This is a genomic window from Catellatospora sp. NPDC049609, assembly GCF_040675365.1.
Taxonomy (GTDB): domain Bacteria; phylum Actinomycetota; class Actinomycetes; order Mycobacteriales; family Micromonosporaceae; genus Catellatospora.
Map to the genome: position 1 here is coordinate 1 of NZ_JBFAOU010000140.1, position 21,634 is coordinate 21,634.

A 21,634-nucleotide genomic window follows, 5' to 3' on the forward strand; every position below is an offset into this window, starting at 1 on the left:
CACCGGACGACGCGAACTGCTCCCGCAGACCGTCGACGCCGTCGCCGCCCTGGTCTCCGACCGCACCATCACCTGGTGAAACGCCCCGGAGCAGCACATCGCGTGACCTCAGCTATTGCGCACAAGATCGTAAGAAGGGCACCTTCTACAACGCATAGCGTTAAGAAGGTGCCCTTCCTTTCGGTCTACGCGGGGGTGAGCAGGGTGCGGGCGCGGACGGCCTTGAGGGACAGGGTGCGGTAGCCGACCTCGTCGAACAGCACCGTGATCCGGTCGTCCTCCTCGCGCATGACGATCCCCGGACCCCACTGCGCGTGGGAAACCCGCGACTGCACCGGGAAGCCCGTGTCCAGATCGGAGCGGGCATCGGCGGTGCCCGCGGCGCAGGTGTCGCAGCTGCCGCAGGTCTCGGCCAGGTCCTCGCCGAAGTAGCCGAGCAGGAACTGGCGGCGGCAGTCGTCGGTCTCGGCGTAGCCGCGCATCATCTCCACCCGGGTGAGCTCGATGGTGCGCATCTGCGCCGCCTCGGCCGCCGCGGCCGCGACCGCCTCCGCGACGGTGTGCTCGCCGGTCCAGGCCACGCCCTCGCCGGTGGTGAGCGCCGCCCCGGCCTCCTGCAGCAGGTTGACCGCGCGGCACCCCCGGGCCCGGGTGACGTCGAGCTCCTCGACGAGGTCGTCGATGCGCACCGGGGCGCCCGCGGCATGCACGCCGGTGGCGACGCGGGTGAGCAGGTCCTCGTCGACGGTGCCGGAGGAGAAGAAGCGCGGCAGGCGCAGGTCCTCGGGGCGGAAGTAGAGCACGGCGGTGGCCTGGTCGCCGTCGCGGCCGGCCCGGCCGATCTGCTGGTAGTACGAGTCCAGCGACTCGGCCGGGGCGGCGTGCACGACGAAGCGCACGTTCGGCTTGTCGATGCCCATGCCGAAGGCGGACGTCGCCACCACGATCACCCGGTCGGAGGCGAGGAACGCGTCGTGCACCTGCGCGCGCTCGGCGGCGCCGAGGCCCGCGTGGTACGCGTACGCCTCCTCGCCGGCCTCGCGCAGGGCCTCGGCGTACTCCTCGGTCTCGCCGCGGGTCTGCACGTAGAGCAGGCCGGGCGGGTCGAGGGCGATGATCCGCTCGATGATCTCGCGGCGCTTCTCCCGCTCGGTGACCTCGCGGGACACCTCCAGCCGGATGTTTGGCCGGTCGAAGCCCTTCACCAGCTGCACGGCGTCGCGCATGCGCAGCCGCTCGACGATGTCGGCGCGCACCGGCGGCGAGGCGGTGGCGGTCAGCGCCAGCACCGTGGGGTGCCCGAGCCGCTCGATGACCTCACCCAGGCGCAGGTAGTCGGGCCGGAAGTCGTGGCCCCACGAGGAGACGCAGTGCGCCTCGTCCACCACGAACAGCGACGGCTTGGCCTCCAGCAGCTCGGCGACAACCTCGTCCTTGGCCAGCTGCTCCGGGGCGAGGAACAGGAACTCGGCGTCGCCGGTCCGCAGCGCCTCGAACGCCTCGTCGTTGGCCCGTGCGCTGCGCGAGGAGTTGACCACGTGCGCGTCCGGCGCGCCCCGGTCGATGAGGTTCTTCACCTGGTCGCGCTGCAGCGCGATGAGCGGGGAGACCACGATGGTCGGTCCGCCCACGACGAGCGCGGGCACCTGGTAGATGGCCGACTTGCCGGACCCGGTCGGCGACACCACGATCGTGTCCCGCCCGGCCGTCACCTCGACCATGGCCTCCTCCTGCGCCGGCCGCAGCGACGTCCAGCCGTACACCCGCGCCGCGACCTCGCGCAGCCGCTCCAAGTCCCCCACCGCGTTCCTCCCCAACCGCCGATCCGAACGCGCATCCTCCCACACCACCCCCGCCCACCTTGTTGATCATGAACTTATGGCACGGCTCGGCGGCGTGTCGCGTCCACAACCTCCTGTTGACCAAGGAAAGCGGGCGGGAAAGGGCAACAGAACATTTGCGCGCGTGTAACTTCCATGAAACTGATTACCGTCAATCGATCTGTTTACACGTCGTTCGACGATGGCCTATGGTGTCCGGTGGAAGCGCTCCCAGTCTGGCCAGTCCCCGATCTCTCCTCCCTGCCCAAGGAGTGACATGCACGCCACGACGAGCAGAAAGCATCGCCTCACCACGATCGTGTCAGCCGCCCTGCTGACCATCGCCGCCACCGCCGTGAGCCTTCTCGCGGCACAACCGGCCCAGGCCGCCGTCATCTGCGAGCAGTACGGCACCGTGGTCGCCGGCAGCTACGTCATCCAGAACAACCGCTGGGGCACCACCGCCACCCAGTGCATCAACACCACGAGCAACGGCTTCAGCATCACCCAGCAGGACGGCGTCGGCAGCACCTCCGGCGCGCCGGTCTCCTACCCGTCCATCTTCCTGGGCTGCCACTACAGCAACTGCAGCCCGAGCTCGCCGCTGCCCAAGCAGATCAGCACCATCGGCACCGCCAACAGCAGCATCAGCTACTCGTACCCCGGCAGCGGCACCTACAACGCCTCGTACGACATCTGGCTGAACGCGGACACCAACGTCTCCGGCGTCCAGGACACCGAGATCATGATCTGGTTCAACCGGCAGGGCAGCATCCAGCCCATCGGCTCCCAGACCGGCACCGCGAACATCGCCGGGCGCAGCTGGGCCGTCTGGACCGGCAGCAACGGCGCCAACAACGTGGTGTCCTACCTGTTCACCGGGTCGGTCATCAACTCGCTGAGCTTCGACGTGATGGACTTCGTCCGCGACACGTTCACCCGCGGCTCGCAGTACGGCAACAGCAGCTGGTACCTGACCAGCGTCCAGGCCGGCTTCGAGCCGTGGATCGGCGGCGTGGGCCTGACCGTGAACTCGTTCTCGGCGGGCGTCACCACCGGCGGCGGCACCCAGCCGCCCGGCACGCCCGGCACCCCGACCGCGTCGAACGTGACGTCCAGCAGCGCCTCGCTGAGCTGGTCGGCGTCGTCCGGCACGGTCAGCTCGTACCAGATCGAGCGGGCCACCGGCGCGTCCAGCACCAGCTTCAGCCAGGTGGGCACGTCCGGCTCGCCGTCGTTCAACGACTCCGGGCTGGCCGCCAACACCACGTACCGCTACCGGGTGCGGGCGACGAACTCGGCCGGGTCGTCGAGCTACTCCGGCATCGTCAACGTCACCACCACGGGCGGCGGCACGCAGGTGCCCGGCACCCCGGGCACGCCGTCGGCGTCCAACGTGACGTCCAGCGGCCTGTCCCTGAGCTGGTCGGCGTCGTCGGGCACGGTGAACGGCTACCAGGTCGAGCGGGCCACGGGCGCGTCGAGCACCAGCTTCACGCAGGTCGGCACGCCCACCGGCACCTCGTTCACCGACTCCGGCCTGGCCGCCAACACCACGTACCGGTACCGGGTGCGGGCGACGAACTCGGCGGGCTCCTCGGCGTACTCCGGCATCGTGAACGTGACGACGACCGGCGGCGGAGGCGGCGGCGGGTGCACCACCACCGTGGCGCCGCAGAGCCAGTGGAGCAACGGCTACGTGCTGACCGTGACCGTGACCAACACCGGCTCCAGCAGCATCAGCGCCTGGTCGTCGACGGTGACGCTGCCCTCGGGCCACGCCCACACCGGCTCGTGGCCGCAGGCGGCCGTGGTGAGCGGGCAGAACGTGACCGAGAACAGCCTGGCCTGGAACGGCGCCCTCGCCCCCGGCCAGAGCACCACCTGGGGCCTGCAGGCCACCCGGCCCAACGGCAGCACCACGCTGCCGGGCACCTTCTCCTGCACCGCCTCGTAAGACCCCGGCATCACCGGTGTGCGGCGGGGCCCCGGCTCCGCCGCACACCCATCAGGGGGTACGCCCCCGCAGGCTCACCGCTGCTCGATCACCGCGCTGGTGCCGCTGCCCGGCCGCGACTCCCACTGCCAGGTCTCGTCCAGCCGCAACCGGCCGTCGGGCAGCTCGGACACGGTCGACACGCAGTGCCCCGTCGAGGTGTCCCCGTCGGTGTTGAGCTGGGCGTAACGGAAGTCCAGCCGGTCGCCGTCGCGGGTGCCGACCAGGAAGCCGCGGCGGACCGCCCCGCCCGCGTACTCGGCCCAGATCTCACCGCCCTGCTCGTGGTAGGCGAACACGGTGTCCGTGCCGACCTCGCCGCCGACCACCTCGGACACGGCGGCGAAGCGGCATCCGTCCAGAGAACGAGTCACGACCGCACCCTAGCCGCCGCGCGGACCGGCGCCGACGCGGCCGGACCGGGCGGGCACCGACCGCGCCGTCCGGGACGCATCGCGACGGCCCGGCGCGGTGATCGCCGGTTCGGCGCTGTCGCGGCCGCCGCCGGTGTAATCTCGGCCCTCATCAGCCCGACGAGCGGAGGTCACCCGTGCGCACCGCCCACCTCGCCTGGGAGCGCCACGGCGACGAGCCCGGCCTGCTGCTCCTGCACGGCTTCTCCGACTCGGGCGCGTGCTGGCAGCCGGTGCTGCCGGGCCTGACCGCGCACGCCGGCGCGGTCACCCTCGACGCGCGCGGCCACGGCTCCTCCGGCCTGCCGGATGAGCCCACCGGCACCGCCGCGAACGCCGCCGACGCCGCGCTGGTGCTCGACGAGCTGGGCGGGCGGCCGATGGTCGTGATCGGCCACTCGATGGGCGCGCTGGCCGCCGCGGCGCTCGCCGCCGCCCGCCCCGACCTGGTCCGCGCCCTGGTGCTGGAGGACCCGCCGGGGCCGCACCACACGCTCGCCGCCGACGGCATGCCGTCCTGGCTGGCCGAGCTGCAGGCGCTGGACCTCGACGCCCGCATCGCCAAGGGCCGCGCCGACAACCCCGGCTGGCCCGACACCGAGTACGAGCCGTGGGCGGTCAGCAAGGGCGAGTTCGACCCGCGCTACTACGACCTGCCCTACGTGCCCGGACCGTCCCTGGTGGACTCGCTGGCGAAGACCGCCTGCCCGACGCTGCTGCTCTACGGCGAGGTCGCCCGCGGCGGCCTGCTCGCACCCTCGGACGCCGACGACTGCGCCGACGCGGCGGGCGGCCTGTTCCTCACCGAGCGGGTGGCCCAGGCCGGGCACTGCGTACGCCGCGACGCGCCGGAGGCGTTCCTCGCCGCGATCGGGCGCTTCCTGTCCGACCTGCGCGAAGGCGTGGATCGGGGCTGAGCCGGGGCCGCTGACACGGCTGCCCGCACGCCAGCCAGGGCTGACGCCGCCGCGGAGACCGGCGCGGTGCGATCCGACGTCGCCCCCGGCGACGTGCTGGTCAGCCTCGGCGGGGTGTCGCTGGCCACCGCCGACCCGGCCCAGTCCGAGCAGGCCGGCCGCCTGCTCGACCTGCTGATGGACGGCCAGCGCTACCGCCCGCGCTGACCACGCCCGGACATCAGCTCAGCAACGCCAGCAGACGCTCCGCCTGCAGTTGCAGGGTGCCCGGCGGATTGCGCTTCGCCGCGCCGTTGCCCGGCAGCAGCCAGTAGAACCACAGCGTCGCGAACAGCGTTCGGGACCAGCGCAGCCGGTCACCGTCGACGTCGAACCCGCGCACGAACGCGGTCCAGTCGGTGTCCCGGGCGGACAGATGCTCCACCATCGTCGCCAGCTCGTACGCCACATCGGAGGCGCCGGCGTCCTCCAGGTCGACGATCCGCACCCGCGTGCCGTCCCACAGGTAGTTGGCCAGGTTCGGATCGCCGTGCCCGACCACGGCCGGCACCGCGTCGACCCGGACGGGCCGGCGCAGGAAACCGGCCGCCCCGTCGAACGCCTCACCGGCGACCCCCTCCGGCCGCAGCGCCGTGGCGAACATCGACCTCGCCGCCGCGACCGCCTCCGCCGGGTGGAACCGGCGCGGCGGCAGCCCGGCCGCGGGCACCGACCACATCCGGCGCAGCGCCTCCGCCAGCCCGTCGAGCAGCTGCGGCGTCAGCGGTCCGGCCAGCGGCAGGCCGGGCAGCCGGCTCATCTTCACCGACGGCGGCACGGCGTCCAGCCGCGCCGCCAGCGGGGCGGGCACGAGGTCGGGAAGGCGGGGATGCAGGTGGTTCAACACCATCCACTCGCGACGGTGCTCGTCACGGTCCCAGGAGGCGTAGCGCTTGACGAGAACGTCGCCGTCCGTGGAAAGATCGTGCGTCTGCGACATCCGGGCAGCGTAGCGCCGATCCGCCGCGCAGGGGGGCGCCGCCGACGCGGCCCGGTCAGGACGGCGCGACCGGATGCCGCGCCTGGAACGCCAGCCGCGCCTCCGCGTCCTCGGCCAGCGCCTCCAGGATGCCGTCGAGGCGCAGGAACGCCTCCCCGGGGCGAAGCGAACGACGGCGCCTCTGCCTCGTCCACGCTGGCGTCGGCGTCCCATGCCGGAATCCACCCGGTCGCGGCGCGGATCGCGTCACGGGTGTGTTCGGTGAGCGCGACGCAGACGAGAAAGCGGGCGTTTACGGCCTGTTCGCACAGGCTGCGGATGTGGGCCAAATCCACCATGCGGATAGCCTCAATGAAGGGCCGATGCCCATTCCCCAGCGGGAATCGCGGACAGGCCGAGAACGCACTGCTGGTGTCCTGCGCCTGAAGTTGCGTTGTAAGTTCTTTGGACACTTTGTAGGGTTGGTCGATGTCGCAAACCGGCCAGCCGACGGCTGCATGGGTGCTGTCCGATGCGGAGCGTGGTCAGCTGGTTCTGTGGTCGACACCCTTGCCGTTCATCGAGAACGTCGCCGATATAGCGAGGCTGTGCCGCAACCTGCCCGGACACGCCGTCATGCTGTGTGGACGAGACGCGGGGATGCAGGCTCTCGCCAGGTGCCGGCCTGTCCTGCCTGCGCCGCCCGTGGGCGCCCAGCTCGTTTACTGCCTTCAACATCGCCGACGGCACCGTGATCACGGCCATGCACCGGCGGCACCGCGCGGTCGAGTTACGCGAGTTCCGGATCTCGATCGACCCCGCCGTCCACGACCGGCTGACCCGACACCCTCGGTCCACATGCGCTTCATTCCACTGGCAGCTCCCGGATGAACCAGGTCGAACGATGGTCGGATCCATCGCCTGGGAATTCTCGCCATAGCCCGCGACATCGACCACAGCCTGACGGGAGAGTTAGATGGACGAAGGCAAGCCCGCCTATCACGACGTCGTTTTCGACAACGGCCTTCAGTGTTTCGTGATTAGCGAGTTTGAGGCGACCTGGCAATATCGTGAGATCTTCGAGTGCGGGTGCTACTCCAACATTCGACTCCCCGACGCACCCGTCGTGATAGATGTGGGAGCGAACATCGGACTTTTCACGATATTCATGAAACAGCTTCGCCCGGCCGCTTCCATTCTCGCTTTCGAGCCCATCTCTCCCGTGTTCCAGGTCTTGACGGAGAACGTCAAGCGTTCCTTGTTTCACAACGTCGCCCTCTATCAGTACGCGCTGGGTTCGCATGATGAAGAGGACGTCGAGTTTACCTACTACCCGATGCTGCCCGGTAATTCCACGCGCTTTCCGAACGAAAAGGAACTACAGATCGAGGTAATGGCCCGCGAGCAGGCGACAGCGGAAGTGAGAGCCCTTCATCACGGCATCCCGATGTTCGCAGACTGCAGAACTCTGTCGAACTTCATCGGCGACCACCAGATGATCGATCTTCTGAAGATCGATGTCGAGGGGTCGGAGTTGGAGGTGCTGAACGGCATACGGCCTGACCACTGGACAAAAATCGACCAAGTGGTCATTGAAGTTCAGGACATGGACAACCGCCTCGAAAAAATTCGCACTGTACTGGAAAAGCAGAAGTTTGTGGTGGACATCCAACCGGCCCCAATGATCAACCCGGACATACGGACTTTCCTGCTATATGGCGGAAAGGCGTAAGACAGATACGCAATCGAAAGCCACCCGGCCGGGTCGCCGGGCCCGCCCATCGGCCCGGATCGGAGGCGTTCTCGGCTTCATGATCGGCAAATTGGCCCGACGCTCGTGGGATGCGGGTGGTTCAACACCATCCACTCGCCATGGTGCTCATCCCGGCCCTGGGAGGCGTAGCGCTTGACGAGAACGTCGCCGTCGGTGGAAAGATCGTGCGTCTGCGATATCCGGGCAGCGTAGCGCCGATCCGCTTCCGGCGGCTTCCGTGACAGCCGCTCAGCCGGCGGCGGCCATACGGCGGCGGAGCTCCTCCTCCGGGACGTCCTCGACGTGGGTGAGGAAAACCCACAGATGACCCGACGGGTCCCGGAGGATCACGGTGCGGTCGCCGTGGAACATGTCCTTGGGCGGTTGGAGGATCTCGGCGCCGGCCGCCGCCGCCCGCTCGGCCAGGCTGTCGACGTCGGGGACGAAGACGTGCAGCGTGACCGACGTGCCGCCGCGGAGCGCCCGGGGCGAGGCGAACGACGCCGCCTCGGCCTCGTCCACGCTCGCGTCGCCCAGCATGAGCACCGACGGCCCGATGGAGATCTCGGCGTGCAGCACCCTGCCGCCCGGCGCGTCGAGCCGGAAGTCCTCGCGGGCGCCGAACGCCCGCTGGTAGAAGTCGATCGCCGCGGCGGCGTCGTCGACCATGATGTGCGGGATCACCGCATAGCGGTAACGGTCGGGGATCTCGGCGTGGATCGCGTTTTCAGCCATGGCATATCTCCTCGGAAGTGCACCGCCGGTCGGCTCCCGGCGACCCCTCAGACGAACCTAGAAGCTCAAGCGGACTAGAGGTCAAGCGCGTGCACCTGCTTCAAGAGATCTGGAGAAGTGCGTCACGTGCCTGGGTCGAATCACGTCGCGCTGAGATCGCGGGTCACAACTGACTGCGCGCAGGTTTCGGCGATCACATGGCCATCGAGCGAGGACGGACGTGCTGAAGCCGACGCCAGCGACATCGGCGCAGCCATCGGACTGACGCACCCATCTTTTACCGAATGGCTGTCAGGTTGTCGGTAAGGATCTGGAAGGACTTGGTGTCGTCTGCGGTGCCCGTATGGGGGTTGCGGAATCGCGCGACGTCGACGGCGAGGTCGGTAGCGGTCCAGCGCACGCGGTAGAGGTCCAGTAGGGACGGGCGCGGTGTGTGGCCGGTGGCCTGGGCGTACGCGGTGAGGATGGACTCGTCGTCGGCGGCGAGCAGCCACAGGTCGCGCTCGGGTGGGGCGAGCAGGGCGGTGTCCCAGTCGATCAGGCGCCAGCCGGCGGTCGTGAGCATGGTGTTGCCGGGATGCGGCTCGCCGTGGGTGAGCACGACCGGCGCGTCCCGGCGCTCGGCGACGAGGCCGTCGTAGCGGGCGAGCAGCTCGCGCACCGGTTGCGCGTGGGCGGCCAGCAGCCGGGCGGTGCGCCTGGCATACGGGCCGCACTCGGGCATGTCGCCGGCCAGCGCGGCGTGCAGGCCGGCGCGGTCCGGCACGGTGAAGTCGTCGGCGACGGCGTGACGGCGCGCGGCGGGCGGGGCGGTGTGCACGCCCACCACCATCTCGAGCACGGCTTCCCGGTGCCCGGGTGCGGTGTACTCGCCCCAGCCGAAGCTCTGCCCGTCGAGGTGCGGATACAGCGCGGCGGCGTACGGCCCGCCGACCCGCACCAGCGGTCGGCCGCCCCTTGCCGACACGGGTGCCACGACGAAAGCCAGGCCGCCCTCGTGCAGGTCGCGAGCGACCGACAGCGCCGCGCTCAGCCGCCGGAACCCGTCGTCGAGCGACTCGGTCCCGTTGCGCCGCTTGCGGACCAGCTCGTCGACGGTGAGGAACCACCGCGCGCCCGCCGCGTCGGTGACCGACCAGTGGTGGCTGCCCCAGCCGACGGGCTGGTACGCCAGCTCCTTCACCGTCAGGCCCCAGCCGTCGTCGAGCGCGGCGGCGAGCAGCTGTTCCGGCAGGTCAGCGGGCGGTGTCAGCACATGGACACGCTACGGCCCACGCCTGCGGGGTCAACCGAATTACGGTGGCGACTCTTGAGGACTTGCGGCCTCGACGCGCGCGGAGGCCCCAAGTCCGCAACAGTTGCGCCGCAGGGGTGGCGGTGGTGCGGGTGCGGGGCGGCGGCCGACCGCCAGTCCCATATCCGACCCGGGTGGCTCCCACCAGGTTGGAACGGTCATCGCGAAAGGCGTGTTGAACAGGGCGTTAACACAAGCTGGGGGCAGGGTGCGGTGTGTACCGCCACCTGGGATGACGGCATACAGCCGGGACCGTCGGTCTATATCGTCACCGCATGGATCTCTGGATCGCGGTCGCCGGGTTCGGCGTGGGTGTCGTGGTCGGACTCACCGGCATGGGCGGCGGTGCGCTGATGACCCCGCTGCTGGTGCTGGTATTCGGGGTGCCGCCGCTGAGCGCGGTCTCCAGCGACCTGGTGGCGGGCGCGGTGATGAAGCCGTTCGGCGGGGCGGTGCACTGGCGCCGCGGCACCGTCGACAGCCGGCTGGTGCTGTGGCTGTGCGCGGGCAGCATCCCGGCCGCGTTCTGCGGCGTGTTCGTGGCCAAGGCGTTCGACAGCGAGGGCGCGTCGCGCGTCATCCAGTCCCTGCTCGGTGCCGCGCTGCTGCTGGCCGCGTCCGGCCTGCTGGTGAAGGCCTGGTTCGGGCTGCGCGAGCAGGCCCGCACCGCGGCCGACCCGTCGCGGGAGGTCGTCGCGGGCGACCCGGCGCCCGTTCGCGTACGCATAATTCCGACCGTGCTGGTCGGAGCCGTGGGTGGCCTGGTCGTCGGGGTGACCTCGGTCGGGTCGGGCTCGCTGATCGTCATCGCACTGATGGCGCTCTACCCCGCGCTGCGCCCCCAGCAGCTCGTCGGCACCGACCTGGTGCAGGCCGTCCCGCTGGTCGCCGCGGCGGCCCTGGCCCATCTGCTGTTCGGCGACTTCCAGCTGGCGCTGACCGTCGCCCTGGTCGCCGGAGCGGTGCCGGGCGTGCTGCTCGGCGCGGCCGTGTCGTCGCGCGCGCCGGGCGGACTGATCAGGTTCGCGCTGACCGTGGTGCTGACGGCCAGCGGTCTGAAGCTGCTCGGGGCGAGCACCGTCGCGGTCGGTGTCACCGCCGCCGTGCTGCTCGCCGTCCTGCCCGCGACCTGGCTGCTCGCCCGTCGCCGCCTCGGCCTGCCCGTCCTGCCCGGCCGCCGCACCGCCCTCGCCGACTGACCCGGATCGGGTGGTTCAGGGGCGGTGGGTGACCAGGGCGCCGAGTTTCTCCGGGTTGCTCAGGAGCTGGATGCCGACGATGTGGCCGCCCTCGGTCTCCCAGGTCAGCAGCTGCCAGCCGGTGCCGGTGGCGACGATCGCGGCCGGCCCACCGTTGACCTCGGCGACCCGCCACTGGACCCGGGCGGCGTTGGCGACGCCGGTGATGAACCGGGCCACCTTCGGCGCGCCGACGACCGGGTTGAGCGCGGCGCGGGCCCGGCCGCCACCGTCGCTCCACAGCACGACCTCCTCGGCCAGCATCGCCTCCAGCGCGTCGCGGTCACCCGACGCCGCGGCGGCGAGGAACCGCTCGGCCAGCAGGCGATGCTCGACGGTGTCCACGGCGAACCGTGCCCGGTCCTCGCCCAGGTGATCGGCCGCCCGCTCGTGCAGCCGGCGGGCGTCCTCCTCGCTCACCCCGAGCGTCTGCGCGATCTGGGCGTACGGCAGGTCGAACGTCTCGCGCAGCAGGTACGCCGCGCGCTCCGGCGGGGTGAGCCGCTCCATCAGCCGCAGCGCGGCCAGCGACAGCGTCTCGCGCTGGCGCGCCGTCTCCGCCGGGTCGGTGACCTGCCGCCCGATCGGGGCGGGCTCGGGCAGCCAGGTGCCCGGGTAGGTCTCCCGCCGGTGCCGGGCCGCGCGCAGCTGGTCCAGCGCGAGCCGGGTGGCGACGGTGACCAGCCAGGTCCGCGGCTCGGCCAGGGCCGCCCGGTCCGCGTCGTGCCAGCGCAGCCAGGTCTCAGCCAGCACCTGCTCGGCGTCCCACCAGCTGCCGAGCATCCGGTACGCCAGGCCGAGCAGCACCGGGCGGTGCTGCTCGAACCCGTCGGCGTCCAGTGGACGCACCTCGATGACCGTGGACATCACACGGCCGGTTGGAGCCGGGTGGTCACGCCGATGCGGTTCCACAGGTTGATGGCGCCGATGGCGAGGATGAGGTCGGCGACCTCCTTGTCGGTGAAGTTCGCGCGGGCGGTGTCCCAGGTCTCGTCGGAGACGCCGTGCTCGCCGAGCCTGGTCACCTCGTCGGTCAGCGCGAGGGCGGCCCGCTCCCGGGCGTCGAAGCCGGGGAACTCGCGCCAGGCGCTGACGCCCAGCACCCGCCGCACGTCGTCACCGTTCTTGAGCAGGTCGGTGCCGTGCAGGTCGACGCAGTACGCGCAGCCGTTCAGCATCGAGGCGCGCAGCTTCACCAGGTCGTGCAGCCGGACGTCGAGGTTCTTGTGCAGGTACTTCTCCAGGCCCAGCACGGCACGGTAACCCTCCGGCGCGAGCTCGCCCACGTTCATCCGCTGGCTCATCAGTCGATCCCTTCCGCGTTCCAGTCTCGCGGCGACCGGTGGCCGCCGTCATCAGAACGACCGGATACACCGGGCGAGATGTGACAGACCGGGGCGGGATGGGACGTACGCCACACTCGCCGGCAGCGGTCAGCGCAGCGCGGGTTCGGCCAGCGCCGGTTCGGCGAGCATGGCGCGGCAGGCGTCGGCGCAGGTCTCGCAGGCCGCCACGGCTTCGGCGCAGCGCACGTAGCGGTCGGCGTGCTCGCGGCTCTCGTCCGCGCACACGTCGCACACCACCGCGCAGGCTTCGAGCACGGCGCGCACCAGCTCGGGGTGGTTGCCGCGGAAGCGGTCCACGATCTCGCCGGCGGTGGCGCACATGTCGGCGCAGTCCAGGTTGGTGCGGATACAGATCACCAGCTCGGCCACGGCGGGCTCGCCGAGGCAGGCGTCGGCGCAGGCGTTGCAGGCCTCGGCGCACAGGTTGCAGGCCCGGACGCAGACCGCCCGCACGTCGTGCCGGAGATCCTCCGCGTCGCGGTACATCGGGGTCATCGGCTGCATGGCTCGACCTCCAGATGATCAATGCTACGCGCGCCGCGTGCCGCCCGCGGCTAGGCGAGCAGCTTCGCCGCGATGCCGGCCAGGCGCCTGCCCTGGTAGCGGGCCGAGGCGAGGGCGGCCTCGTCGGGCTTGGCGCCCTGGGTGCCCGAGGCCCAGGAGGTGCCGTACGGGTTGCCGCCGGACGCGTACACGGTGGGGTCGGTGTAGCCGGGCGCGACGATGATGCAGCCCCAGTGGTAGAAGACGTTGTTGAGCGACAGGATCGTGCTCTCCATGCCCCCGTGCACGTTGAGCGCCGAGGTGAAGCTGGTGACCGGTTTGTCGGCGAGTTTCCCGGCGAGCCACAGCGGCCCGGCGGTGTCCAGGAACTGCTTGAGCTGGGCGGTCGTGTTGCCGAACCGGGTGGGCGTGCCGAAGGCGTACGCGTTGGCCCATTCCAGGTCGTCGAGCGCCGCCTCGGGCATGTCGCGGGCCACCGTCTCGACGTGCTCGCGCCAGGCGGGGTTGGCCTCGATGGCCGAGTCCGGGGCCAGCTCGGCGACGCGCCGCAGGCGCACCTCGGCTCCGGTGTCCCCGGCCCCCTCGGCGACGGCCTCCGCCAGCCGGTGCACGGAGCCGGTGGCCGAGTAGTAGATGACGGCGACCTTCACGTCAGGCATGATCATTCCCCTCGATCCGTCCCTTCCGTGACGATATCGGGGGGTGATCCATGCCAGGTGTGGTTCGCGGATATGGGTAGGGGCACCCGTCCTCTCCGGCACGGGCGCCCCTCTTCGTTCGGATCGCCGCCGGGCACCCGACGAGCTGCGTCGTCGGGCGCGCGGCGGCGGCGGGTCAGCCCACCCGCAGCGGCTCGTCCGGCCGCTTGCCGGCAGCGGCCGGCGCGTGCTCGGCCTCGGCGCCGAGGTCGGCGGCGTCCGCCGCGGCGCTCTCCTGGGCCAGGCGGTCGGCGCCGCTGAGCGTGCTGAGCGGCTTCTCCTTGATGAACAGCACCACGATCAGCGCCAGCGCCGCGAACGGCGCGCCGACCAGGAACAGGTCGGCCGTGGCGATGCCGTAGATCTCCGCGATGACCTCCCGGATCGCGGGCGGCAGGGCGGCCAGGTCGGGCACCTGGTTGCCGCCGTCGCCGGCCGCGGCCGGGCCGAACCGCTCCGCCGACAGGTCGGTGATGCGGTTGGCCATGACCGCGCCCAGCGCGCTCACCCCGATGGCGCCGCCCATGCTGCGGAAGAACGTCAGCACGGACGTGGCCACGCCCAGCTCGTGCGCGGGCACGTCGTTCTGCGCGGCGAGCACCAGGTTCTGCATGAGCAGACCGACACCGATGCCCAGCACCGCCATGTACGCCGACAGCAGCGGCACGCTGGTGCGGTGGTCGATGGTGCCGAGCAGCAGCATGCCCGCCGTCATGATCACGCCACCGGCGACCAGGTAGATCTTCCACTTGCCGTACTTGGTGATCAGGCCGCCCGCGACGGTCGACGACACCAGCAGACCGAAGATCATCGGCAGGCTCATCAGGCCCGCCACCGTCGGCGACTTGCCCAGCGAGATCTGGAAGTACTGCGACAGGAACACCGCGCCGCCCATCATGGCCAGACCCACCAGCACGCTGGCGATGATGGTCAGGGTGACGGTGCGGTTGCGGAACAGGTTCAGCGGGATGATCGGCTCGGCCGCCTTCGACTCCACCAGCACCGCCAGCGCCAGCAGCACCACGCCGACGCCGACCAGCAGCGCCGTCCAGCCCGAGGCCCAGGCGAACTTCTGCCCGGCCAGCGTCGACCACACGAGCAGGGTCGAGACGCCCGCAGTGATCAGGAAGGCGCCCAGATAGTCGATCTTCACCTTGCCGGGCGGGGTCGCCGGCAGGTGCAGGGTGCGCTGCAGCAGGTAGATGGACAGCAGCGTGAACGGCACGCCGATCAGGAAGGTCCAGCGCCAGCCCAGCCACGAGGTGTCGACGATGACACCGCCGATGAGCGGGCCGGCGATGGTGCCGATGCCGAACACGGCGCCGAAGATGCCCGAGTAGCGGCCCATCTCGCGCGGCGGGATCATCGCCGCCATGACGATCATGGCGAGCGCGGTCATGCCGCCCGCACCGACGCCCTGCACGAGCCGGCTCACGAGCAGGATCTCGACGTTCGGGGTGAGACCGGCGATGAGCGAGCCCACCACGAACAGGCCGAGCGAGAGCTGAATGAGCAGCTTCTTGCTGTAGAGGTCGGCGGCCTTGCCCCACAGCGGGACGGTGGCCGTCATCGCCAGCAGCTCGATCGTCACGATCCAGGTGTAGACGGACTGGCTGCCGTCCAGCGCGGCGATGATGCGCGGCAGCGCGTTGGCGACGATCGTCGACGCCAGGATGGACACGAACATGCCGAGCATGAGCCCGGACAGCGCCTGCACGACCTCGCGGCGTGACATGGAACTCTGCTCGGTGCCGGATCCCGCCTGGTCGGGCGGGTTGGCGGTGGTGGTCATTCGTTTCCTCACGTGGTTCTTTCGACCGGGTGAGGATCACCCGGGGGGTATGGGGGGAGCCGGCGCGTGCCGCGACGGCGGGATCAGCCGGGATCGGTCAGCCCGGCGGTCAGCGCGGTGAACGCCTCGTCGACGAGCGCACCCAGCGAGAGCGTGCCGCCGGCCGCCATCCACCTGGTGGCGGCGACCCGGAACGCGGCGCTCGTGGTCGCCACGACCAGCGCCGGGTAGCCGTGGACGCGGGGGTCGACGCCCAGGTGCACGGCGATCTGCTCGGTGGTGAGGCGCTCGGCCTCGGCGTTGGAGAGCACCAGCCGGGGCAGCAGCTGGGGACTGCGGTGGAAGACCTCCATGCGCAGGAACCAGTGGTCGCGGTCGGCCTCCATGGCCGCGACGACGATCAGCACCGCGCGCCGGATCGCCTCCAGCACCGGCATGCTCGGCAGCAGCGCGGCCAGCCGGGCCCGCATCGCCTCCACCTCGATCAGGTGGTCGCCGAGCACGGCGTCCTCCTTGGAGGCGAAGTAGTTGAAGAAGGTGCGCGGCGAGACCCCGGCCGCGGCGCTGATGTCGTCCACGGTCACGTGCTCGAACCCGCGCTCGGCGCACAGCCGCAGCGCCGCGCCGGTCAGCGCGGCGCGGGTCTGCTGCTTGCGCAGGTCGCGGCGGCCGAGCGGCGCCTCGGAGTGCACGTCGGGGGTCACCGGACGATCTAAGCAATGAACTTGCAGAGACTGCAAGTTCATTTGGTGTGGCGCGAACCGCAACATCGACTGCCCCGGCACGCCGCGGTCGCCAGGGGTGTGACGGGAGCGGGGGAGGCGGCCGCGGCCGTCTCCCCCGCTCCCGTCACCGGGCTCGTCCTCCGGCGCTTGCGCCCCGCCGCTCACCGTGCCAGCAGCGCGACCAGGTCGCTGCCGGTCACGACGCCGACCGCCACGCCGCGCGCGTCGACCACGGCGACCGCGTCCACGCACTCGGTGCGCATCAGCCGGGCCGCGTCCATCACCGCGGCGTCCGCGGCGACCACGGCGGGCGTGCGGTCCAGCACCGAGGAGACCCGCCGGTACGTCAGCGAGGCGGGCTCGGCCGCCCACGCCGCGACGACGCACCGGTCGGCGAGCACGCCCACGCACCTGCCGCCCTCGTCGGTGACGACGAGGTGCCGCAGCCCGTCGCGCACCATCTCGGCGAGCGCCTCGCCGAGCGTGGTCGACGTCTCGACGTGCCGCACCGGCGAGGTCATCACCTCGCTGATCCGACGCCAGGCCAGGCCAGGCGCCCGGTCGCGCTCCGGTGTCCCGATCCGTGTGTCCATGTCACGCCCCCGCGCACTGTCCCCCAGATCACCTCAAGCGTGACCCGCGGCACGACTCCCCGACCAGGGCCTTCCGACCCGCCCCCCAGGGCCGCCCGCCCGGCCTCCCCCCGCCGAGGCGCGCCTGACCGTCCTCCGCCGAAGGCCGCCCGCAAGATCGTCCGACTTGCCAGGCAACTGGGCGAATGCGCGGTCAAGATACGCCCAGGTGCCTGGCAAGTCGGACGATCTAGACGGGCCGCGCGCAGGGCCGGGTCAGGCGGGTGGGGTGTGGTCGTCGCGGGCGATCAGGACGGGGCAGGCGGCGTGGTGCAGCAGCTGCTGGCTGACCGAGCCGAGCAGCAGGCCGGTGAAGCCGCCCCGGCCCCGCGCGCCGACGACCACGAGCTGGGCCTGCCCGCTCAGCCTGACCAGCTCGTGACCGGCCCGCCCGAGGACCAGCTCGGTGCGCACCCGGACCTCGGCGTGGCGCCCGCGGTTGGCGTCCAGCGCGTCCTGCAGCAGCTCCAGCTCCTCCTTGCGGGCCCGTTCGGCGTCGTAGAGCGGGGTGCTCGCGACGCCCGGCGACTCCCGCCAGACGCGCACCGCCAGCAGCTCCGCGCCCCGCAGGCCGGCGGCGGTGAACGCGGCCGTCACCGCGGCGGTCGAACCCGCCGAGCCGTCGCAGCCGAGCAGCACCGGCCCGGCCGGATCGCGGCGGCCGCGCACCACCAGCACCGGCGTCCGGCTGTGCGAGCTGACCTGCACCGCCACGGACCCCAGCAGCAGCCCGCTGAACCCGCCCAGGCCACGGTCGCCCAGCACCACCAGGTCCGCCTCGCGTGCCGCGTGCAGCAGCACGGGCGCCGGCGCGCCGGTGAGCAGGTCGGTCGAGATCTCGACCGCGGGCGCCTCGGCGGCGGCCGCGGCGGCTGCCTCGGCCAGGATCCGCTCCGCGTCGTGCCGCAGGCCGCCCTCGGGCACCGCCTCGGACGGGCCGGTGTCCACGTGCATCAGCGGCCAGATGAAGGCGTGCACGATCCGCAGCGGCCGCCGCCGCAGGGCGGCCTCCCGCGCCGCGGCCCGCACCGCGTCCAGCGCCGACGCCGATCCGTCCGCCCCGGCCAGCACCGGGGCACTCCGCTCGCTCATCACCGGACCTCCGTCCCCATTGTCGACCGGCCGCCCACGCCATGACGCCGGTACGGCCCACCTGGTCAGGCGGGCCGTACCGGCGGGAGGCTCAGGCGGCGACGGGGGTGCGGGCCGGAGCCTCGACCGGGGCGAAGGCCTCGGTGCGGGGAGTGCGCCAGGCGTGGACGAAGCCCGCGGCGGCCAGCAGCGCCATCACCAGCGCGGCGAGGAAGGCGACCAGCGCGGCCTGCCCGGCCTTGGTGCCGAACTCGCTGAACCCGTACGTGGTCAGCAGCAGCCCGCGCAGCGTCTCGCCCTTGAACAGGGTCTCCCGCTGGGCGGTGACCCCGGCGAGCTGCTCCTGCAGCGCGGCCAGGTTCGGGTCGTTGTTCTTCTGCGCCTCGGCCACCTGTGCCCGCAGGGCGCTCTGCGGCGCGCCCATGTCGGCGTACGTCCTGCCCTCGGCGGTGCCCTTGAGGTGCAGGCCGATGAACTCGTTGGCGTACACCTCGGCCTGCTTGCCGGTGGTCAGCGGCTTGCCCGCGTTCTCGACCAGCCCCGGCTGCGCGCGCTCCTCGGCGGTGAGGGTGTCCAGGGTCTTGAAGGTGATGTTCTGCTCGGCCAGCTGCCGCCCGACGTAGTCGTTGGCGAAGTCCGCGTTGGCCTGCAGCACCAGACCGGCCACGGCCAGCAGGATCGCGATGGCCACACCGCCGAGGCTGAAGAGGATGTCGAGGGTCCTGCGCTTCATGGGGTCCGTCTCCTTAGGACTGCTGTTCCGTGTGTCCTCAGCGTCCCCTTTCGCCGGTGGTGCCGGGCAGGGTGCGACGGCCCGATCCGGCGGGACCAAAGTCCTCGCGCCCCGGGGGACCCAGTGCCCGCGCAACGGAGATGGCGCGCCTCGTGCGCGAGACGCCCTGGCCGCCCGCCAGCGCGCGGGAGTTCCGGGCGCCGGTCGGCACCGAGGACCCGCTGCGCGACGACACGCTGTTCCTGTACGCCCGCCTGCCGGCCGCCCGCGGCCCGGTGGAGCTGCTGGTGGTGCCGGGCGCCGGGCACATCTTCAACCTGGTGCCGCTGTCGGTGGCCGGGCCCGCCAACGAGCGCGCGCGCACCGGTTCCTGGCCGCCGCCGTGGCGGCCTGAGGCAGGCCCGGCGCCGCCCGCCGGCACAGATCTTCATGCAGCTCAGCCGTTGCGGCAGCCGGAAAGAGTCGTCCAGCTGTCGCTGTCGGCGTACCGCGGTGGGATGATCTGCCCGCCGCTCGCACGGCACCGTCCCGGCGCCTGAACGGGAGCGGCGTCGTGCGACCCTCGCAAAACCGCACGTCCACCTCGGCCGAACCCCTGTCCGATCTGGAGCGTCGCGGGCGCAGGGGCCCCGCGCCGCGGGCGCGCCGGCGCGTACGAATCGGCGAGGGAGGAACGCTGTGACGCAGGCAGAGGCCGGCGCATTCAAGATTCTCAAGGGACTCGGCATCGCGGTCCTGAGCGTGGTAGCGCTCGTGCTCATCGCGGTGTACTGGGAACCGGTGCTCAACACCGTCGTGGACACCTGGAACTACCTGATCGACCGCATCCCGGACAACGGCGGGCAGCGCACCGCGGTGCTGGTCTACATGATCGCGGCGGTGGTCATGGGCGTGCTGTTCTCGCAGGCCGGCCACTTCACCGCGTACGGCATCGCGATGGGCCTGGTCCCGCTGCTGTGGGTGCTGTTCTGGGAGGGCTTCCCGCCGCTCGGGCTGCACCCGGTGTGGACCTCGAACATGGGGGTCGCGCACCTGAGCCCGAGCCAGGTGGCGCTGTGGGCGGTCGTCGCCGCGGTGCTGACCACGCTGGTGTTCGTGCCGCTGGAGATGCGGGAGAAGTTCCAGCGCCGCCGCCGCGCGCGCCGGGGCTGAGACAAGCCGAGGCGGGTGGTGCGAAGGCACCACCCGCCTGGCCCGGTCCGGCACCCGAGGCTACGCGAGTGCCGGCTCGGTCTGGGGATCCTCAGACGTAGGTGACGGTGTCGAGGTACACGTACTCGTCGTCACGGACCATGAGGTGAGGGGCCGTCACGGTCTCCTCGCGCACACCGCTGTCCCCGCCGCGGATCACGACCGCGGACTCGGGCGAGGTGTCGGAGATGATGCCCGCCTGCCACGCACGCTCGCGATAGACCCAGACCCGGTCGCCGGGCTGGTACGAGTCGGTGGCCGCGATCTCGGCAGGAGACCGCCGCGCGGGGTTGATCCGGGGAGCTGGCATTCGTGCCTCACTGCGGCGAACGTGCTCGCGGATGGAAATCGGAACGACGGCCGTCCCAAGCTACGGGAGGATCGGGGTTCCGGTGAAGCCGGCCGGTCCGGAGGGGGAGTCCGGCCGCCCGCCCGGAGCTGCGGTGTCCACACCATCCGGGCCACAGATGCAAGTGCCACTATGCAAACCAGAGTTGCTTGTTGCGTCTCCCATCATGCAAGCCATCCCGTGACCGCGCAAGCGCTGTCCGTACCTGTCCGTGACTTCCAGGAACCCGAAGCGTACGCAGCGTCACCTAGCAGGTGTAACGCAGCCGACACCGTCCGGAGACCCGCCCGTCACCCCGCGGTTGTTGTCCACATTCCGGGATGGGGTGCTTCAGCGGCCCGCCTCCACCGCGGCTGCCTCGGCCTCCGCCCGCCCCGGCGCACCGGCGCGCAGCTCGCCGAAACGGGCCAGCGCCAGCGCGCCGCCCACCGCGAGCACGAACCCGCCGACCGCGACCGGCACCCAGCCGTGCTTGGCCTCGTCGCCCAGCACCACCACGCCCACGATCGCGGGCAGCACCGTCTCGCCGACGACCATCGCCGCCGTCGCCGTGGTGACCGCGCCGCCCGCCAGCGCCATCGTCCACAGCACCAGTGCGATCAGGCTCGACAGCGCCACCAGGTAGGTGGCCGGCTCGCGCAGCAGCCGCGCGGGATCGAGCTGGGGCAGCGTCCGGGCGGCCAGCGCCAGCACCCCGAAGCACAGGCCCGCGCACAGGCCGAGCACCGGCGTCCGCCAGCGGCCCGGCAGCCGCCCGGCCAGCAGCCCCAGCACCGCGAGGCCGAGCAGGCTCGCCCCCAGCGCCGCGTAGAAGTCCAGGTGCGCGCGGGCCGCGCCCTCCGGCCCCGCCGACAGGCCGAGCAGCGCGAGCCCGAGGCACACCGCCAGCACGGCGAGCTTCTCGTACCGGCCCAGCCGCTCCTTCATCACCACGCTCGCCGCGATCGCGGTGACCGCCAGCGCGGCGGCGACCGCGGCCTGCACCAGGAACAGCGGCAGGTGGCGTAACGCCACCAGCTCGAAGCCGAAGCCGAGCAGATCCAGGCCGGTGCCCGCGAGGAACGGCAGGGTCAGCCACGCCCGCAGCAGCGTGCGCGGCTCCCGCTCGCTCACCGGGCCCACCCGGCGCATGCCCACGGCCTGCAGCACCGTCGACAATCCGAAGCACACCGCCGCCAGCAGCGCCCCGCACAGGCTCACGACCAGCACCGATTCATGCTTTCACGGCATCAGGCGCCCAGCCGCCGGTTCGGCGCCGCTTGGCCGCCGCGATGGGGCCGGGACCACCGGTTCGGCGCCGCTTCGCCGCCGCGATCGGGCCGGGACCACCGGTTCGGCGCCGCTTCGCCGCCGCGATCGGGCCGGGACACTTTCCCCGCGGGCGCGGGGACAAAAAGGGGGTAGGGCTCCGCCCCGGTATTGAGGGGCGGGCTCCCCCCCACCCCCCC

The 21,634-nt window shown here is 71.7% G+C and carries 22 protein-coding genes and 1 pseudogene; 7 read left to right on the forward strand and 16 right to left on the reverse strand.

Features of this window, described 5'->3' with window-relative positions; translation table 11 throughout:
- Positions 1-185: 185 nt before the first annotated feature.
- Positions 186-1,802, reverse strand: a complete 1,617-nt coding sequence (locus tag AB0J67_RS29340) for a RecQ family ATP-dependent DNA helicase (RefSeq protein WP_363486833.1) — start codon at positions 1,800-1,802, stop codon at positions 186-188.
- 295 nt (positions 1,803-2,097) lie between these two features.
- Here AB0J67_RS29340 and AB0J67_RS29345 point away from each other — a divergent pair, with 295 nt between their 5' ends.
- Positions 2,098-3,777: a fibronectin type III domain-containing protein gene (locus tag AB0J67_RS29345; protein ID WP_363486835.1), complete on the forward strand. Its 1,680-nt coding sequence runs from the start codon at positions 2,098-2,100 to the stop codon at positions 3,775-3,777.
- Between the two features lie 74 nt (positions 3,778-3,851).
- Here AB0J67_RS29345 and AB0J67_RS29350 read toward each other — a convergent pair whose 3' ends face one another.
- Positions 3,852-4,190, reverse strand: coding sequence for a hypothetical protein (locus AB0J67_RS29350; protein WP_363486837.1), 339 nt, complete (start codon positions 4,188-4,190; stop codon positions 3,852-3,854).
- A 176-nt stretch (positions 4,191-4,366) separates the two neighbouring features.
- Here AB0J67_RS29350 and AB0J67_RS29355 point away from each other — a divergent pair, with 176 nt between their 5' ends.
- Positions 4,367-5,146: an alpha/beta hydrolase gene (locus AB0J67_RS29355; protein WP_363486839.1), complete on the forward strand. Its 780-nt coding sequence runs from the start codon at positions 4,367-4,369 to the stop codon at positions 5,144-5,146.
- Between the two features lie 54 nt (positions 5,147-5,200).
- Positions 5,201-5,353: pseudogene (locus AB0J67_RS29360) on the forward strand (TetR/AcrR family transcriptional regulator); the annotation flags it as partial.
- A gap of 13 nt (positions 5,354-5,366) precedes the next feature.
- Here the strand turns inward: AB0J67_RS29360 and AB0J67_RS29365 are convergent.
- A complete protein-coding gene (locus tag AB0J67_RS29365; protein ID WP_363486841.1) occupies positions 5,367-6,125 on the reverse strand; it encodes an aminoglycoside phosphotransferase family protein in 759 nt (252 codons plus the stop codon).
- A 955-nt stretch (positions 6,126-7,080) separates the two neighbouring features.
- Between AB0J67_RS29365 and AB0J67_RS29370 the strand changes: the two genes are divergently transcribed.
- Entirely contained in the window at positions 7,081-7,836 is a 756-nt protein-coding gene (locus AB0J67_RS29370; RefSeq protein ID WP_363486843.1) for an FkbM family methyltransferase, read from the forward strand.
- Between the two features lie 270 nt (positions 7,837-8,106).
- Here AB0J67_RS29370 and AB0J67_RS29375 read toward each other — a convergent pair whose 3' ends face one another.
- Both AB0J67_RS29375 and AB0J67_RS29380 read right to left on the reverse strand, forming a co-directional pair.
- On the reverse strand, positions 8,107-8,592 hold the full coding sequence (locus tag AB0J67_RS29375) for a VOC family protein (RefSeq protein WP_363486845.1): 486 nt from the start codon (positions 8,590-8,592) through the stop codon (positions 8,107-8,109).
- A 277-nt stretch (positions 8,593-8,869) separates the two neighbouring features.
- Positions 8,870-9,847: a phosphotransferase gene (locus tag AB0J67_RS29380; protein ID WP_363486848.1), complete on the reverse strand. Its 978-nt coding sequence runs from the start codon at positions 9,845-9,847 to the stop codon at positions 8,870-8,872.
- Between the two features lie 314 nt (positions 9,848-10,161).
- Here AB0J67_RS29380 and AB0J67_RS29385 point away from each other — a divergent pair, with 314 nt between their 5' ends.
- Entirely contained in the window at positions 10,162-11,085 is a 924-nt protein-coding gene (locus tag AB0J67_RS29385; RefSeq protein WP_363486850.1) for a sulfite exporter TauE/SafE family protein, read from the forward strand.
- Positions 11,086-11,100: 15 nt separating this feature from the next.
- Here the strand turns inward: AB0J67_RS29385 and sigJ are convergent, their stop codons facing one another.
- The 9 genes from sigJ to AB0J67_RS29430 all read right to left on the reverse strand — a co-directional run bounded on the left by sigJ (position 11,101) and on the right by AB0J67_RS29430 (position 18,646).
- Positions 11,101-11,973, reverse strand: coding sequence for an RNA polymerase sigma factor SigJ (gene sigJ, locus AB0J67_RS29390; RefSeq protein WP_363486852.1), 873 nt, complete (start codon positions 11,971-11,973; stop codon positions 11,101-11,103).
- Positions 11,974-11,990: 17 nt separating this feature from the next.
- On the reverse strand, positions 11,991-12,428 hold the full coding sequence (locus tag AB0J67_RS29395) for a carboxymuconolactone decarboxylase family protein (RefSeq protein WP_363486854.1): 438 nt from the start codon (positions 12,426-12,428) through the stop codon (positions 11,991-11,993).
- 129 nt (positions 12,429-12,557) lie between these two features.
- Positions 12,558-12,974 (reverse strand): four-helix bundle copper-binding protein, encoded by a 417-nt coding sequence (locus AB0J67_RS29400; RefSeq protein ID WP_363486856.1) that lies wholly within the window; start codon positions 12,972-12,974, stop codon positions 12,558-12,560.
- 50 nt (positions 12,975-13,024) lie between these two features.
- Entirely contained in the window at positions 13,025-13,633 is a 609-nt protein-coding gene (gene wrbA, locus AB0J67_RS29405) for an NAD(P)H:quinone oxidoreductase (protein WP_363486858.1), read from the reverse strand.
- Between the two features lie 175 nt (positions 13,634-13,808).
- Entirely contained in the window at positions 13,809-15,464 is a 1,656-nt protein-coding gene (locus AB0J67_RS29410; RefSeq protein ID WP_363486860.1) for an MDR family MFS transporter, read from the reverse strand.
- Positions 15,465-15,547: 83 nt separating this feature from the next.
- The gene (locus tag AB0J67_RS29415) at positions 15,548-16,168 is read right to left on the reverse strand and encodes a TetR family transcriptional regulator (protein WP_363486862.1); all 621 of its coding nucleotides are present in this window, start codon (positions 16,166-16,168) and stop codon (positions 15,548-15,550) included.
- A 182-nt stretch (positions 16,169-16,350) separates the two neighbouring features.
- Positions 16,351-16,782 (reverse strand): CBS domain-containing protein, encoded by a 432-nt coding sequence (locus tag AB0J67_RS29420; protein WP_363486864.1) that lies wholly within the window; start codon positions 16,780-16,782, stop codon positions 16,351-16,353.
- 255 nt (positions 16,783-17,037) lie between these two features.
- A complete protein-coding gene (locus AB0J67_RS29425; RefSeq protein WP_363486866.1) occupies positions 17,038-17,913 on the reverse strand; it encodes a universal stress protein in 876 nt (291 codons plus the stop codon).
- A 91-nt stretch (positions 17,914-18,004) separates the two neighbouring features.
- On the reverse strand, positions 18,005-18,646 hold the full coding sequence (locus AB0J67_RS29430) for a hypothetical protein (RefSeq protein ID WP_363486868.1): 642 nt from the start codon (positions 18,644-18,646) through the stop codon (positions 18,005-18,007).
- 140 nt (positions 18,647-18,786) lie between these two features.
- On the opposite strand from AB0J67_RS29430, the gene AB0J67_RS29435 reads away from it, so the two are divergent.
- On the forward strand, positions 18,787-19,185 hold the full coding sequence (locus AB0J67_RS29435) for a hypothetical protein (RefSeq protein WP_363486870.1): 399 nt from the start codon (positions 18,787-18,789) through the stop codon (positions 19,183-19,185).
- Positions 19,186-19,324: 139 nt separating this feature from the next.
- Positions 19,325-19,798, forward strand: coding sequence for a hypothetical protein (locus AB0J67_RS29440; RefSeq protein ID WP_363486872.1), 474 nt, complete (start codon positions 19,325-19,327; stop codon positions 19,796-19,798).
- 91 nt (positions 19,799-19,889) lie between these two features.
- Here AB0J67_RS29440 and AB0J67_RS29445 read toward each other — a convergent pair whose 3' ends face one another.
- Positions 19,890-20,147 carry a hypothetical protein gene (locus tag AB0J67_RS29445; protein WP_363486874.1) on the reverse strand — a complete coding sequence of 86 codons (258 nt, stop codon included), beginning with the start codon at positions 20,145-20,147 and terminating at the stop codon, positions 19,890-19,892.
- Between the two features lie 369 nt (positions 20,148-20,516).
- On the reverse strand, positions 20,517-21,395 hold the full coding sequence (locus tag AB0J67_RS29450; RefSeq protein WP_363486876.1) for a hypothetical protein: 879 nt from the start codon (positions 21,393-21,395) through the stop codon (positions 20,517-20,519).
- Between the last annotated feature and the right edge of the window lie 239 nt (positions 21,396-21,634).